Consider the following 14,086-nt stretch of genomic DNA (forward strand, 5'->3'; position numbering starts at 1 on the left):
GGTGTGCATGAGCACGCCTTTCTCCGAGGTGATCGGGATGGGAACTAATTGCATCATTAATGTACCGACAAGGTGGACATTATTGAAAAGTTGGATCAGTTCTACTGAGGCTCGGTTTCTCATCTCGTAAGAAAAAGCTACGAAGGTCGGGTAAGCGACGACTTTCGCCTACCCGACCTTCGTCTATTCAGGTCGACTGACCGGTGTCCGTGGTCAGTTCTCCGTACGCGTCACGGTAGTGCAGACCGAGTAGGTCCCGGCCTCGATGCCGGCGTCGCTGTCGGCGACGTCGATCTGGGTAGTCAGTCCCTTAGAGGGGTCCTTGGCGTCGCAGGTGCCCAGGGCCTTCCAGCCCTCCTCGGTGATCGCGTCGGCGTTGACCGTGTAGGTGTTCAAGAAGGTCATCGTGGTGGACGAACCAGCATACAGGGGCTCGGCCGTCGACAACGACACGGAGCCATCCGGCTCGATGATGTAGTCGTCCATGGTGATCCACCACGGGACACCAGTGCCCCACACGCTCTTGAGGGTGAAGCCGGCGGGGAGGTGAGGTCGCAGAATGATATTGGAGCTGTACCCGTCGGCGTCGGTGGTGTTGGTGAAGGTGACGGTGTAGCCGACCTCGACCTCGTAGGTGCCGGTGGGGGCGGCCTCGATGCCGAGGTCAGTGGGCTGGACCGTGACTTCGCCGACGGGGCGGTCGTCGGTGTAGTCGCTGGAGAAGGTCTGGTCGCCGGTGGTGAGTCCGGCCGTGATCGTGTTGCGTCCGACGACGCCGGTCAGGTCCACCTGGCAGGAGATCTCCTTGCCCTGGGGAACCTTCGCCTTGCCGCTGGAGACCTTGAGGCTCTCGGCCGGTCCCTTGGCAGAGACGACCTCGCCGCCGAAGGCGGTCAGGTCGCAGGTCAGGGCGGTGACCTGGGCTTGTCCCCTGCCTCGCGAGGCGGAGATGGTGAAGTCGGACAGAGGGGTGGTCGAGTCGTTCTTTGCCTTCATGGTGAAGCGCCCGGCGTCCTTGGCGGCGCCGTCGACCTTGACCGCCTCGGTGGTGACCGTGGCGTGGGTGGCGCTGGCTGCCGGCTTCTGTGCCGTAGCCGTGGGCCTGAGAACCTGGCTGGCCGTGGAGGTCGTGATTGTGGGGCTGAAGCTGTAGCTACGCGCATCCGCGCCAGGGGCCGCTGCCGTGGCCCCGAGGTCCAAGTCGAGGTAGGAGCTCTTGTCCCAGACGGCGTTGAAGTTGACCTCGTAGGTCAGACTCAGGTGCTCAGGAGTGCAGGTGATCGCCTTGACCGATCCTGCGCTGTCCCCGTGGTGGTTGTAGTAGAGGCCGGCGAAGAAGTTCAGGTCGGATTCGGCCAGTTTGGCTGGAGGCTCGCCCTCGCCCTTCTTGATGTAGAAGGCGCTCGTCCCGGCCACCTTGTCACCGTCCGGCGTGGGGCAGGTCCAGGTCCACTGGCCCGGCACGGAGTCCGCTTCGATGGTGATGTTGGTGGAGCTGTTCGGGGCTATGTCGGAGGGGACGCGAACTCCCCAGCTCAGGCAGCCGGCGGCGTCATCGGAGCCGTGGCAGCCGGCACCGGCCGTGTTGTAACGCCCCTCAACGGTGATGCCGGTATCAGGTGCGGCGGCAGAGGTAGCGGCGCTCGCTGGAGCGGTACCGGCGGCGAGCAGGGGGAGAGCCATGGCGACGCCCAGGAGGCGTCGCCATGGCCGAGCGGGATGAGAAGGTGGGGTGTGCATGAGCACGCCTTTCTCCGAGGTGATCGGGATGGGAACCAATTGCCTTGTCAATATACCGTTAAGAAGGGCATTATCAAAAGGTTGGATCAATTCTACTGACACCCAGTGTCTTCCGACCCTCCTCGGTGATCGTGTCTGGAGCTGGATGAGAATGGACCGCAAATTAAGACAAAGGTCGGATGTGCGAAGACTCGTCGCACATCCGACCTTTGTCGTTCTGTTCTCCGTGCTTTTAATGAGGCGCTGCGTTCGCGGCAGGTTTCTGCACGGTTGCCGTGATTTTCTGGGGGGTGTTGTCCGCGGAGGTGGTGACTGTCGGTGAGAAGGAGTAGGTGTGTTGGCCGGATCCCGGGGTCGTTGTGGTCGTTCCGAAGCTCAGGTCGAGGTAGGAGCCCTCCACGCGCACCAGGTCATCGATCTTGTAGGTGATGCTCAGGTGCTCCGGGGTGCACGTGATGGCGTCGACCTGCCCAGCGCTGTCTCCGTACGATCCGTAGTGGAGGCGCGCGAAGCGTCTGAGATCGGAATTGCTCAGCTTCTTGCTCTCACCTCCGATGGGGACATCGTAAAACGATGCCGTTCCGGCGACCCGGTCGTTCGCGAGGCAGTTCCATGCCCACTGACCGGGGACGGAGTCGACCTCAACGGTGACGGTCAGCTCCTTCTTCGGCGCGATGGTAGAGGGGATGCGCAGGCCCCAGCTGAGGCAGTCGGTGCTGGTGCCCGAGCCCTGGCATCCCTCGCCGCTCGAATTGTAGATTCCGGAGGCGATGATGCTATCGGGGGCGGCCTGTGCCGGTGAAGAGAGGAAGCCGGCGAGGAGCAGGGGGAGGGCTGCGATGGCACCGGTGAGGCGCCGTCGGGATGAGGCTGGTTGTCGTTGTGGCAGATGCATGAGCAACCTCTTTCACGGGGTAGTCGGGACAGAAACGACTATCCGGTCAATATACCGTGGTGCGCGTCACTCGTAAAGAGGTTCTGGCCCCTGTTCTGAGGTGACAGCCGGCCGGTTCAGTGCCGACGCGTGGCATCTTTCATGGCAGCGGTAAAGGCGACGAGCTCGCTGCGCAGTGCCCCGAGCGCATAGTGGCGGCGCTCCTCGTTGCCGCGCCCGCCGTCGTCGCCGGAGGTGGCCGCCACGATCTCGGGGGCAAAGCGCTCGACGATCTTGACCGTGGCGGACCCGCTGATCGCCCCGTCGGCGCCCGCGGCGATCGCCTCGGCAACCTGCGCGGGCGTGGAGATGCCGAAGCCCAGCATGACGGGTGCGGCGGAGTCGGCGCGAAGGCGCTCCACCGACTCGGCCAGCCCCACGGTGGACGAGGCCCTCTCGGTACCGGTCACGCCCACCCGGGAGACGGCGTAGACGTAGCCGCGTGAGGCCGCTGCCACCGCGTCCAGGGTCTCGGTGGCAGCCGACGGCGGTGCGATGTAGACGGCGTCGATGCCGGCCTCCTCGGCGGCACGGCTGAAGAGTGCCGACTCGCGGATCGGGACGTCGGGCAGCAGCACCGAGTCGATGCCGGCCTGGGCACACTCGGCGTAGAAGCGCTCCAGGCCCATCGCGAAGGGCACGTTGCCGTAGATGAGCATGCCGATGGGCAGCTGCGGGTGGCGCCGGCGTACCCGCGCGACCACCTCCAAGCAGTCGCTGAAGCCGGCCCCAGCGGCCAGCGCCCTGACGTGCGCCTTCTGGATCGTGGGTCCGTCGGCGACTGGGTCGGTGAAGGGCACACCCAGCTCCAGGGCATCGGCCCCGCCGGCGATGAGGGCCTCGATGACGGCCTCGCTGGTGGCCGGGTCGGGGTCGCCGACCATGACGAAGGGGACGAAGGCGCCCTCACCGCGCTCCTTGAGAGCGGCGAACATCGCGGGGTAGCGGCTCATGTCAGAACTCCTCATTTGGGCCGGTGCTCATGCCTGCGTTCAGACCTGCGTACTCAATGCGTTTGCCCATCTGCTCCACCATGCGCGCAGCCCGGGCGACGGCACCGTCGGAGGAGAACGAGCCGCCCAACCGCGCCCGCACCTGATCGAGGTCCTTGTCCCCGCGGCCCGACAGGCACACCAGTAGGATCGGGGGCTCCTCGCCGTCGGGCACCTCCCGGGCCATGGCCAGAGCCTGTGCCAGGGCGTGAGCCGACTCCACGGCCGGGATGATCCCCTCATGGCGCGAGAGCAGCTGGAAGGCCTCGATCGCATCGTCATCGCCGATACCGACGTAGCGGGCCCTGCCGGTGTCCGATAACCAGGCGTGCTCGGGCCCCACGCCCGGGTAGTCCAGGCCCGCCGAGACGGAGAAGGACTCCTCGACCTGTCCCTCGGAGGTGCGCATGAGGTAGCTGCGCGCCCCGTGGAGGATACCCACCAGCCCCTTGTTGATGGGGGCGCCGTGGCGGGGCGTGTTCAGTCCCTCACCGGCGGGCTCGACGCCGATGAGCTCGACGCCGGGGTCGTCGATGAAGTCCGCGAACATGCCGATCGCGTTGGAACCCCCACCCACGCAGGCGATGACCGAGTCCGGCAGACGCCCTGTCAGCCCCAGCACCTGGGCGCGGGCCTCACGGGAGATGACCCGGTGGTACTCGCGCACGATCGTGGGGAAGGGATGAGGGCCGGCGGCCGTGCCCAGCAGGTAGTGGGTGTCGGCGAAGGAGGCGGTCCAGTCGCGCAGCGCCTCGTTGACGGCGTCCTTGAGCGTGCCGGCGCCGCTGTCCACCGGCACTACCGTGGCGCCCATGAGTTCCATGCGCTCGACGTTGGAAGCCTGGCGTACGACGTCGGTGGCCCCCATGTAGATGGTGCAATCCAGTCCCAGCAGGGCACAGACCATGGCGGTGGCCGTTCCGTGCTGGCCCGCACCGGTCTCGGCGATGATGCGCCGCTTGCCCATCCGCTTGGCCAGCAGGGCCTGGCCCAGGACCTGGTTGCCCTTGTGAGCGCCGCCGTGGACCAGGTCCTCGCGCTTGAGCAGGATGCGGGCGTTGCCCTCCAGCGGAAGGTTGCGCAGCTCGGTGACTGTTGTGGGACGTCCCAGGTAGCGGGTCATGAGCGTGTCCAGCTCGGCGGCGAAAGCGGGGTCGGCCTGGGCGTCGATGAAGGCGTCCTCGAGCTGGTCCAAGGCCGGGATGAGCAGCTCGGGTACGAACTGCCCGCCGTAGGGTCCGAAGAAGGCGGGCAGGCGCGGGTGGTGCCTTTCCCTCTCGCCCTCGCCCGGTTCCTGGTCCGACGGCGACGTTGCGCCCTGGCTCTGGGACTGTCCGTCCCGCTGTGGCAGCGGCACCGCGGTGGCCAGGTCTCGGGCGGCCTCGGCCGGGTCCGGGGCTCCGGACAGGGACGAGCCCACCAGGAGGGCATCCACCAGGCCGGAGAGGCGCCGTACGTCGTCGGGCGTGCTGACCCCCGACTCGCCGATGAGGACCACCCCGGCCGGGGCCAGTGGGGCCAGCTCCTCAGTGCGGGCCAGGTTCGTGTCCAGAGTGCGCAGGTCGCGGTTGTTGATGCCGATGACCTCGGCGCCCAGCGCCGCCGCCCGGTGCATCTCCTCAGGGCTCGAGACCTCCGTGAGCACCTCCATGCCCAGGCAGCGCGCCAGCTCGGCCAGTTCTCGGTAGACGTCGTCGGGCACCACCGAGAGCATGAGCAGGATCGCGTCCGCCCCCAGGCTGCGGGCCGCCAGCACCTGGACCTCATCGACGATGAAGTCCTTGCACAGGACGGGGACGTCCACCACCTCGCGCACGGCCGCCAGGTCGTCGAAGGAGCCGTTGAAGCGGTCGGGCTCGGTGAGCACCGAGACCGCGGCCGCATGGGGCGCGTACTGTGCGGCGAGCGCGGCCGGGTCGTAGTTGGAGCGGATGGTCCCGCGCGAGGGTGAGGCCGCCTTGCACTCCATGATGAGGGCCGGCTGCGGGCCCGCTGCCCCGCCGCTGCGAGTGCGCAGGGCTGCGGCGAAGGAGCGCTGCGAGTGCGGCAGCTCCTCGGCGCGCAGGTGCCCGAAGCGGGTGCGCAGCTCCTCGATGCGCTCACGGCGCGCCTGGACGATCGAGTCCAGGACGGTGCCCGTGGCGATGAGCCGCGCCTCGACCGGCTCACGGTGCGCGCGCTCGCCGGGGTCCGAAGTCGGGGAGCCGGGATCCATGGAGGGAATGGGGGCGGTATCGGGGGTGGTCACGGTCTCTCCTCAGGCCCGCTCGGCGGCTGAATCGTCGGCGGGCTCACTGGCCAATTCACTGGCTTTGGTCATGGACTCCAGGTGGCGGGCCACGCGGCCAGAACGGATCTGCTCCAGTGCCATGGCGGTGCCGTCTGCGAGGTTGTCGGCCGGGCCTGCGAGATACAGCAGGGCGCCGGCATTGACAGCGATGGCGTCGCGATGGGCCGGCCTGCCCTCACCCGAGATGGCCTCGCGCAGCAGGCGGGCGTTGTCGGCAGGCTCCCCGCCCAGCAGATCGGCCAGCTCGTAGGTGCTCACCCCCAGTTCCTGGGGCGCGACCTCGTAGGACTTGACCCCGCGGGGAGTCGCCTCGCGCACGAGCGTCGGCCCGTGGACGGCGATCTCGTCTAGGCCCGAGCCGTGCACGACCAGCGCCCGCTTGCGTCCCAACTGGACCATCGCCTCGGCGATCATGTCCAGCATGCTCGGGTCCCACACGCCCATGAGTTGGAAGGTCAGGTGGGCCGGGTTCACCAGCGGCCCCAGGACGTTGAAGATCGTGGGGGTCGCCAGCGCTCTGCGCACCGGGGCCACGTGCCGCATGGCCGGATGGTAGGCCTGGGCGAACAGGAAGGTGAAGTGGTCGCGGGCCAGCAGTTCGACCGCCGTGGCCGGGTCCACATCCAGGGGCAGTCCCAGCTCGGCGATGACGTCTGCCGCCCCCGTCTTGGAGGAGACGGCCCGGTTGCCGTGCTTGGCAACCGCGATCCCCATCGAGGCAGCCACCAGCCCCGCCCCCGTGGAGATGTTGATCGTGCCCACGCCGTCGCCCCCGGTACCGACGACGTCCACCAGTGGGAAGGTCACCGAGGGGAAGGCCCGGGCCGCCTGGCGGAAGGCGTTGGCGGCCCCGGCGACCTCCTGGGGCTCCTCGCCGCGGGCGTGCAGCGCCGCTAGCAGCGCCGCCGTCTCCGCCTCAGACAGATCCCCGGCGCCCAGGGCGGCGAAGACCGTGGAGGCCTGCTCACGGGTGAGGCGCCGGCCCTGAACGACTTCGCGCAGTAGCTCGTGCGCTTCCTGCGCCGTGGCAACATGCGTGCCGTCCGCGGCAGCGGGGGCCGCATTGTTGGTCTCACTCATCGGTCTGTAGCTCCTTCACGGATGGTTGAGGCTTGGGGCACTCGGGGACGATTCTGCCCGAGTGGTACCGCGGTTGCGGGGATCTGCGGGATGACGTGAGGCGGCGTGGCTCAGGAGGTTCGGGCCAGGTCGGCGGTGATGGACTTGAGCAGGGCCGGCCCCTGAGGGGTGAGGATCGACTCGGGATGGAACTGCAGCCCGACCGCCGGTGCCGATCGGTGCCGGGCCGCCATGACGATGCCATTGACTCCTTCGACCGGCGCAGTACAGGCCAGGCTGACAAGCGCCTCGGGCGGCGTGCGCGTGCCCAGCGAGTGATAGCGGGCCACATCCAGCGGTCCGCCGTCGAGCACCGTGAAGGCCGGGTCCGCGCGGCCGGCCTCGGTAACCTCGACGCGGTCGGAGCGACCGTGGACCGGGCCAACCGGGGCGACCCGTCCGCCGCAGGCCTCGACGAGGGCCTGGAAGCCCAGGCAGATGCCCAGCGTCGGGATCGCCTGCTCCAGCGCGGCGGCGATGAGCTCCATGAGGCATCCCGATGTCGCCGGGTAGCCCGGACCGGGGGACAGGCACAGAACCGGGCGGCGAGCGGACTCGTGCTCGGCCTCGGTGGGCTCCAGAGCGGCGAGCACCCGGGAGACCGGTACATTGTTGCGATAAACCTCGATGTGGGAGCCGAGCGTGGCGAACTGGTCGACGAGGTTGTAGACGAAGGAGTCGCGGTTGTCGAGCAGGACCACCCGGGTCGGGGCCGAGACTGCCACGGCGTCCTTCTCCGTGTTGTTCACTGCGCTATTCACCATGCTCTTGGCCATGCTATTCGCTGTGTTCTGCCCGCTGCGCCGAGTGCTGGTATTGGTCATGGCTCAAACCTCCTTGCCGGTTCGGTCGATGACGAGGGCGGCGCCCTGTGCGGCGGCCACCGCCTCAAGGACGGCACGGGCCTTGTGAACGGTCTCGGCGGCCTCGGCGGCCGGGGATGACGCGGCCACCACGCCGGCCCCGGCCTGAACCAGGGCGGTCCCGTCGGCCACGAAGCCGGAACGGATGACGATGCAGGTGTCCAGCTCGCCGTCTCCGCGGATATAGCCCACCGAGCCGCCGTAGGAACCACGCCGCACGCCCTCGGCCCGGCGGATGAGCTCGGCGGCCCGCAGCTTGGGCGCCCCGGTGAGGGTGCCCATCGTCATGGAGGCGCGGAAGGCGTCCAGAGCATCCAGGTCATCGGCCAGCTCGCCGGAGACCTCCGAGACCAAGTGCATCACCCGGCTGTAGCGGTCCACGCGCAAAAGGTCCTGGACGCTGCGGGTGCCCGGGCGGCTGACCCGGGCGACGTCGTTGCGGGCAAGGTCCACGAGCATGACGTGCTCGGCAACCTCCTTGGCGTCGGTGCGCAGCTCCAGCTCCAGACGGGTGTCGCGCTCGTGGTCCACCGAGCCGTCGGGGTGCAGCCCGCGCGGACGGGTCCCGGCGATCGGGCGGATGGCGACCCGGCCGCTGCGCGCCGAGTGCAGCAGCGCCGACTCCGGGGAGGCCCCGAACAACTCGAAGTCCGGGGCCGCCAGATAGAACATGTAGGGGCTCGGGTTGGCCTGGCGCAGCACGTGGTAGGCGGCCAGCGTGTCCGGGCAGGCGATGGTGAAGCCGCGCGAGGGCACCACCTGATAGATGTCGCCGTCAGCGATGTAGCCGCGCATCGTCTCCACAACCGCCTCGAAGTCGGCGTCGGAGATGGTGGGCTCCGCGTGCAGGACCGGGCAGCCGGCGGCGGCTGTCGACGCGGACGGCGCCTCGCTGCCGTCGGCACCGTCGACCGGCTCATCGGTCGCGTCGTCGATGGCTGCGGCCAGCGCATTCATGCGCGACTCCAGGTCCACGGCGTCGACGGAGGCTCCCACCAGGGTCGCCTCCTGCGTGGGGTGGTCGACGACGAGGATGATGCGGGCATCGTAGAAAAGGTAGTCCGGGCAGGTATTGGCACCCTGGTCCACCTCGGGCAGGGACTCGAAGGTGGACAGGTAGTCGAAAGCGAAGGTCCCCGCCTCCAACGGCAGATGAGGGTGATCGATCTCGGTTCCGGCCAGGACCCGCAGCGGCTCGATGGTGGACAGGGCCGTCAGGCGCTCGCGTTCCTCGATCGCTGGGTCGTCGTCGGAGATGGTGGGCAGGCTGAGCGTGAGCCGATTGGGGGAGCGGTCCGTGATGTGCTCGCCCAGGTGCTGTTCCAGGCGGGCCAGGGCGGCGAGGCCGTCGGGCCCGGGGCCCTGACCGTCGACGGCGTCCAGCGCCTCAGCGGTGACGGTTCCGCCCCAGCAAGTCATCCTGGCCGAGGCCTCTAGGACGGCGACCGTGGTGCGCGAGACCTTGGTCGTGATGTCGGCGCTCTCGAGCAGGATGCAGTCCACGGGGCGTACCGTGCTGTTGCCGGTGTCGCTTTCTGCACCTCCGACCGGGTAGCCAGTGATGCGCAGCAGGCCTGTGCGGGTCAGGTGCTCCAGGAGGGCACCGCCGTCGGCGTGGTAGCGCACTTGGCGCGTGAGGACGATCGGTGAGGCAGCAGAGGGCGCGGCTGGAGGTGCTGCATCTGACACGGTGGGTGGCATGGGGCCTCTTTCCTGAGATCGTGGGTCAGGCGGGCCTCTCACTCATGCATCGGGCGGGCCCGCGGTGAGCGAGCCGGCACGTCCTAGCGCGTCAGGGTGGTGGCTCGCCGCAAAGGGAGCCACCACCACTGGCGGTCGCGGAACGCTGTCATAACCACAGAGAGTAGAACGAGGTTGTCAAGCAGCCAAATCGACGGCAGAAGATGAGATGCGTGTCCGGACTGGCAGCGCGGGATGAGTCGCTCGGTGTCTCACCATGCCGGCGGTGGGCCGATGGAAGCCGAGAACCTCTTACTGGAAGTGGCGGGGAGGCACGCTGGGGGTGGAGGATTTTCTGCTCGAGGTCGAGGGACTCGTGCTGGGGGTGGAGGATCTTCTGCTCGAGGTCGAGGGACTCGCGCTGGGGGAGGAGGACTCCTTATCCGAGGCAGAAGGGCTCGCGCTGGCGGTTGTACTGGGCCCAGGGCTCTTACCGGACACGTTGTCCACGGCGGCGGCCGCGTTGACAATGCCGGCGCCGCAGGCCTTGCGATCGCATTCTGCCATTGGCGTAGCTGTATTCTGCAGTATGGTGACGACCTCTTCGGCCTTCAGATCGGGGTTAAGAGCCAGCATCAGCGCAACCGTGCCGGACACGTGCGGGGTTGCCTGGCTGGTGCCCATCATGATGGCATAGTCGGGATCCTGGGGAGCTTTCGTGGATTTGTCGGCCAGGGACAAAATACCGTTCTCGGCGGCGTCGATTTCACCGCCGGGGGCGGAGATATCGACACCGGTCCCATAGTTGGAGAAGGAGGATCGGGCACCGGTCTTCGTAGAGGCGCCGACGGTGATGACGTTCTTACAGCCCGCAGGGGCGACGTTGCGCACGTCCTGATCATCGTTCCCGGCGGCGGCGACGATGATTGAGCCGCGTGCGACAGCGGCATCGATGGTCTTCTGGAAGAAGCGCGGGCAGCTGCCGGTGCCGCCTATGCTCATATTGATGATCCGGGCGGGGTTCTCGTTGTCCGGTACGCCGTTGACCTTGCCCCCCGAGGCCCAGGTGACGGCGTCGATGGTGTCGGCGCTTGTGGAACCGCAGCGGCCCAGGACGCGCACGGGCACGATTTTGGCATCCGGGGCGACGCCCGCCACTCCGTTCTTGTTGTTCGTGCGCGCGGCGATAGTGCCGGCCACGTGGGAACCGTGCCAGCTCGACGTCTGATCCTTGCTGGCCCCGCCCTCCGAAGAACAGTCGCCCTGCTCGACCCAGTCGCCCTCGTCGGACGGGTCCGCGTCGTAGCCATCATTGTCGCGAGCCCTTGCGGGATCGGAGATGAAGTCATAGCCGGGCAGGAGCTGGCCCTCAAAGTCCGGATGGTTGCTCAGGATGCCAGTGTCGATGACGGCTACCGTGACGCCCTTGCCCGTGGACTGCGACCAGGCGTTGGTGGCGTTGACGCCGTAGGAGCCCGAGGTCATGTCCCACTGCTTGGAGAAGTATTGATCGTCGGGGACGTTGCTGTCCTCGGAGGAGGCGTTGTCCACGGCGGTCATGTGCATATCGGGCTCGACGGACTCAATGCCGTTGGCGGCCTCAAGTGTGGAAATGAACTCCTTAACCTGGTTCACAGTGAGCTTGTCGCTCAGTTTGACACCGGCCGTGCTCAGGGAGTGCGCGGTAACGTTCTCCACCTTGACTGAGAACTTCCCGGCGGCGTTGTCCAGCGTCTGCCTGTCCTCGGAGGGCAGGGATTCGAGGACGTTCTCGCCGTAGGCCTTCGCCGAGGCGATGACCTTGGCCGCCGCCGAGTTTTCGGCGTAGGAGACGATGAAGCGGTCGCTGGGCTCATTTGCGGCAGTGCTGCTGGACGCCTTTGCGGAGGAGCTGCGGTTGCCGAAGACTCCGGCATAAACCAGACCTGCGGCGATGATGGAGACCACTGCGACGGTGGAGACAATGGCGATGATCAGGACACGTTTTCTGCTGAGGGTTGTAGTCATATCAGGAGACGCTTTCGGTGGGGACGACCCCGGGGGGACGGGGCTGCTCAGAAGCCCGCAGTGCGACGAGTCTGGCACGAAAAGGCGGCAGAGTCCCATCCGTGACTGTGGGTAGGCCTCCCCAACAGGGGCTGTTGGACAGGTCCGCCCGCTTCGGTTGCGCTAGTGGCTCCGGTCGTCACGTACGGATCGACTGCGCCGAATCATAACGATGAGCACCAGGGCCGTGCCCGTCAGGACGGAGACGATGCGGCCGATCGGGGCGGTGAGCCAGGCCGCCAGGATCGTCATGCCGACGGTCATGTAGACGGCCGCCCAGGCGATTGCCCCGACGGCCGTGGCTGCTACGTAGCGGCGCAGCGGCATGCGGGCCACGCCCGCGGAGATGAGGAAGGCTAGCCTAAGCAGTCCGGTGTCCGGATGTGGAATCACCTACGTTGGCGCCTGGAAGAATCGGCGTGCAGCCGCACCTCACACCGCGGGGCGGCCCGCCGGGCTGGGGCGGTGGGCCGCCGTCGTGGGACACTTGAGCCAGACCCATGCCAGATATGAGGAAGAGCCAGGAACCGATCTCCGTGTCACCGATCCCCACACCAGAGCAGATGACCAGCGTCCAGCCCGCCGCCACCGAGCAGGCGCGGCTGCGCAACTTCTGCATCATCGCGCACATCGACCATGGCAAGTCCACCCTGGCCGACCGCATGCTTCAGGCCACCGGCGTCGTCCAGCCCCGCGACATGCGCGCCCAGTACCTGGACCGCATGGACATCGAGCGCGAGCGCGGCATCACCATCAAGTCCCAGGCCGTGCGCATGCCCTGGGCCCTCGAGGGCGACGACGGCGTCACGCGCGCCTACGCCCTCAACATGATCGATACCCCCGGGCACGTCGACTTCTCCTACGAGGTCAACCGCTCTCTGGCCGCCTGCGAGGGCGCGGTCCTCCTGGTCGACGCCGCCCAGGGCATCCAGGCCCAGACACTGGCCAACCTCTACATGGCCATCGAGGGAGACCTCACCATCATCCCGGTCCTGAACAAGATCGACCTGCCCGCCGCCGAGCCAGAGAAGCACGCCGAGGAGATCGCCTCCCTCATCGGCTGCGACGTCGACGACGTCCTCAAGGTCTCCGGCAAAACCGGCCAGGGCGTACCCGAGCTCCTCGACCGAATCGTCGAGACCGTCCCGCCCCCGCACGGCGCCCCCGACGCCCCGGCCCGCGCCATGATCTTCGACTCCGTCTACGACACCTACCGCGGCGTGGTCACCTACGTGCGCGTCGTCGACGGCGCCCTCAAGCCCCGCGAGCGCATTGAGATGCTCTCCACCGAGGCTGTCCATGACCTGCTGGAGATCGGCGTCATCAGCCCCGAGCCCACGCCGTCGGCGGGTCTGGGGGCCGGGGAGGTCGGATACCTCATCACCGGCGTCAAAGATGTGCGCCAATCCAAGGTCGGTGACACGGTCACCTCTGCGGCTGCCCCGGCCGCCGAACCCCTGTCGGGTTACCAGGATCCCAAGCCCATGGTCTTCTCCGGCCTGTTCCCGGTGGACGGCTCGGACTTCCCCGCTCTGCGCGACGCCCTGGACAAGCTCAAGCTCAACGACGCGGCCCTGACCTATGAGCCGGAGACCTCGGTGGCCCTGGGCTTTGGCTTTCGCTGCGGCTACCTGGGGCTGCTGCACCTGGAGATCATCCGTGAGCGACTGGAGCGCGAGTTCAACCTGGACATCATCTCCACGGCGCCGTCGGTGGTTTACGAGGTGACCATGGAGGACCGCACCGTGCACACGGTCACTAACCCCAGCGAGTTCCCCGAGGGCAAGGTCGCCGCAGTCTCCGAGCCGGTCGTGCGGGCCACGATCCTGACCCCCAGTGAGTTCGTGGGCACGGTCATGGAGCTGTGCCAGTCGCGCCGCGGCACCATGCAGGGCATGGACTACCTGTCCGAGTCCCGCGTGGAGATGCACTACGTGCTGCCGCTGGCGGAGATCGTCTTCGACTTCTTCGATGCCCTGAAGTCGCGCACCCGCGGCTACGCCTCCCTGGACTATGAGACGGACGGCTCCCAGGACGCCAACCTGGTCAAGGTCGACATCCTGCTCAACGGGGACAAGGTGGATGCCTTCAGCGCCATCGTCCACCGCGACTCGGCCTACTCCTACGGCGTCATGATGACCAAGCGGCTTAAGGACCTCATCCCGCGCCAGCAGTTCGAGGTGCCCGTGCAGGCGGCCATCGGCACCCGGGTCATCGCCCGCGAGACCATCCGGGCCCTGCGCAAGGACATGCTGGCCAAGTGCTACGGCGGTGACATCACCCGCAAGCGCAAGCTGCTGGAGAAGCAGAAGGAGGGCAAGAAGCGCATGAAGGCCATAGGCCGCGTCGAAGTGCCCCAGGAGGCCTTCATCGCTGCCCTCGGCGCGGACACGCCCACCGGCGCCAAACCGGGCAAGTAACG

At 67.6% G+C, this 14,086-nt stretch carries 10 protein-coding genes; 1 reads left to right on the top strand and 9 read right to left on the bottom strand.

All coding sequences use genetic code 11. The annotated features are described in order from the left end of the window. Window positions 1-213: 213 nt before the first annotated feature. From FK256_RS05430 to FK256_RS05470, 9 genes are all read right to left on the bottom strand, one after another. The gene (locus FK256_RS05430; RefSeq protein WP_170197914.1) at window positions 214-1,740 is read right to left on the bottom strand and encodes a hypothetical protein; all 1,527 of its coding nucleotides are present in this window, start codon (window positions 1,738-1,740) and stop codon (window positions 214-216) included. A gap of 232 nt (window positions 1,741-1,972) precedes the next feature. After that, the gene (locus FK256_RS05435) at window positions 1,973-2,635 is read right to left on the bottom strand and encodes a hypothetical protein (protein ID WP_141423985.1); all 663 of its coding nucleotides are present in this window, start codon (window positions 2,633-2,635) and stop codon (window positions 1,973-1,975) included. 116 nt (window positions 2,636-2,751) lie between these two features. Next, complete coding sequence (gene trpA, locus FK256_RS05440; RefSeq protein ID WP_021607373.1) at window positions 2,752-3,627, bottom strand: tryptophan synthase subunit alpha; 876 nt, start codon at window positions 3,625-3,627, stop codon at window positions 2,752-2,754. A 1-nt stretch (window position 3,628) separates the two neighbouring features. Beyond that, window positions 3,629-5,914: a tryptophan synthase subunit beta gene (trpB, locus tag FK256_RS05445; protein ID WP_141423986.1), complete on the bottom strand. Its 2,286-nt coding sequence runs from the start codon at window positions 5,912-5,914 to the stop codon at window positions 3,629-3,631. Window positions 5,915-5,923: 9 nt separating this feature from the next. Continuing rightward, on the bottom strand, window positions 5,924-7,036 hold the full coding sequence (trpD, locus tag FK256_RS05450; protein WP_141423987.1) for an anthranilate phosphoribosyltransferase: 1,113 nt from the start codon (window positions 7,034-7,036) through the stop codon (window positions 5,924-5,926). A 110-nt stretch (window positions 7,037-7,146) separates the two neighbouring features. Further along, on the bottom strand, window positions 7,147-7,839 hold the full coding sequence (locus FK256_RS05455) for an anthranilate synthase component II (protein ID WP_051295745.1): 693 nt from the start codon (window positions 7,837-7,839) through the stop codon (window positions 7,147-7,149). A gap of 63 nt (window positions 7,840-7,902) precedes the next feature. Further along, window positions 7,903-9,639 (bottom strand): anthranilate synthase component 1, encoded by a 1,737-nt coding sequence (locus FK256_RS05460; RefSeq protein ID WP_039894754.1) that lies wholly within the window; start codon window positions 9,637-9,639, stop codon window positions 7,903-7,905. A gap of 291 nt (window positions 9,640-9,930) precedes the next feature. Then, a complete protein-coding gene (locus tag FK256_RS05465; protein WP_021607368.1) occupies window positions 9,931-11,625 on the bottom strand; it encodes a S8 family peptidase in 1,695 nt (564 codons plus the stop codon). A gap of 162 nt (window positions 11,626-11,787) precedes the next feature. Beyond that, window positions 11,788-12,057 (bottom strand): SNARE-associated domain-containing protein, encoded by a 270-nt coding sequence (locus tag FK256_RS05470; protein ID WP_244936170.1) that lies wholly within the window; start codon window positions 12,055-12,057, stop codon window positions 11,788-11,790. Between the two features lie 143 nt (window positions 12,058-12,200). Here FK256_RS05470 and lepA point away from each other — a divergent pair, with 143 nt between their 5' ends. Beyond that, window positions 12,201-14,084, top strand: a complete 1,884-nt coding sequence (lepA, locus tag FK256_RS05475; RefSeq protein ID WP_280525780.1) for a translation elongation factor 4 — start codon at window positions 12,201-12,203, stop codon at window positions 14,082-14,084. Window positions 14,085-14,086 lie beyond the last annotated feature (2 nt).

Source organism: Actinomyces johnsonii (genome assembly GCF_006546835.1).
In the GTDB taxonomy this organism is placed as follows: domain Bacteria; phylum Actinomycetota; class Actinomycetes; order Actinomycetales; family Actinomycetaceae; genus Actinomyces; species Actinomyces johnsonii.

Excerpts from the sequence above, each read along its gene's own strand:
- FK256_RS05460 (WP_039894754.1), bottom strand. The coding sequence starts at position 9,639 with ATGCCACCCACCGTGTCAGATGCAGCACCTCCAGCCGCGCCCTCTGCT.
- FK256_RS05455 (WP_051295745.1), bottom strand. The coding sequence starts at position 7,839 with ATGGTGAATAGCGCAGTGAACAACACGGAGAAGGACGCCGTGGCAGTC.
- FK256_RS05430 (WP_170197914.1), bottom strand. The coding sequence starts at position 1,740 with ATGCACACCCCACCTTCTCATCCCGCTCGGCCATGGCGACGCCTCCTG.
- trpD (WP_141423987.1), bottom strand. The coding sequence starts at position 7,036 with ATGAGTGAGACCAACAATGCGGCCCCCGCTGCCGCGGACGGCACGCAT.
- FK256_RS05435 (WP_141423985.1), bottom strand. The coding sequence starts at position 2,635 with ATGCATCTGCCACAACGACAACCAGCCTCATCCCGACGGCGCCTCACC.
- trpA (WP_021607373.1), bottom strand. The coding sequence starts at position 3,627 with ATGAGCCGCTACCCCGCGATGTTCGCCGCTCTCAAGGAGCGCGGTGAG.
- FK256_RS05465 (WP_021607368.1), bottom strand. The coding sequence starts at position 11,625 with ATGACTACAACCCTCAGCAGAAAACGTGTCCTGATCATCGCCATTGTC.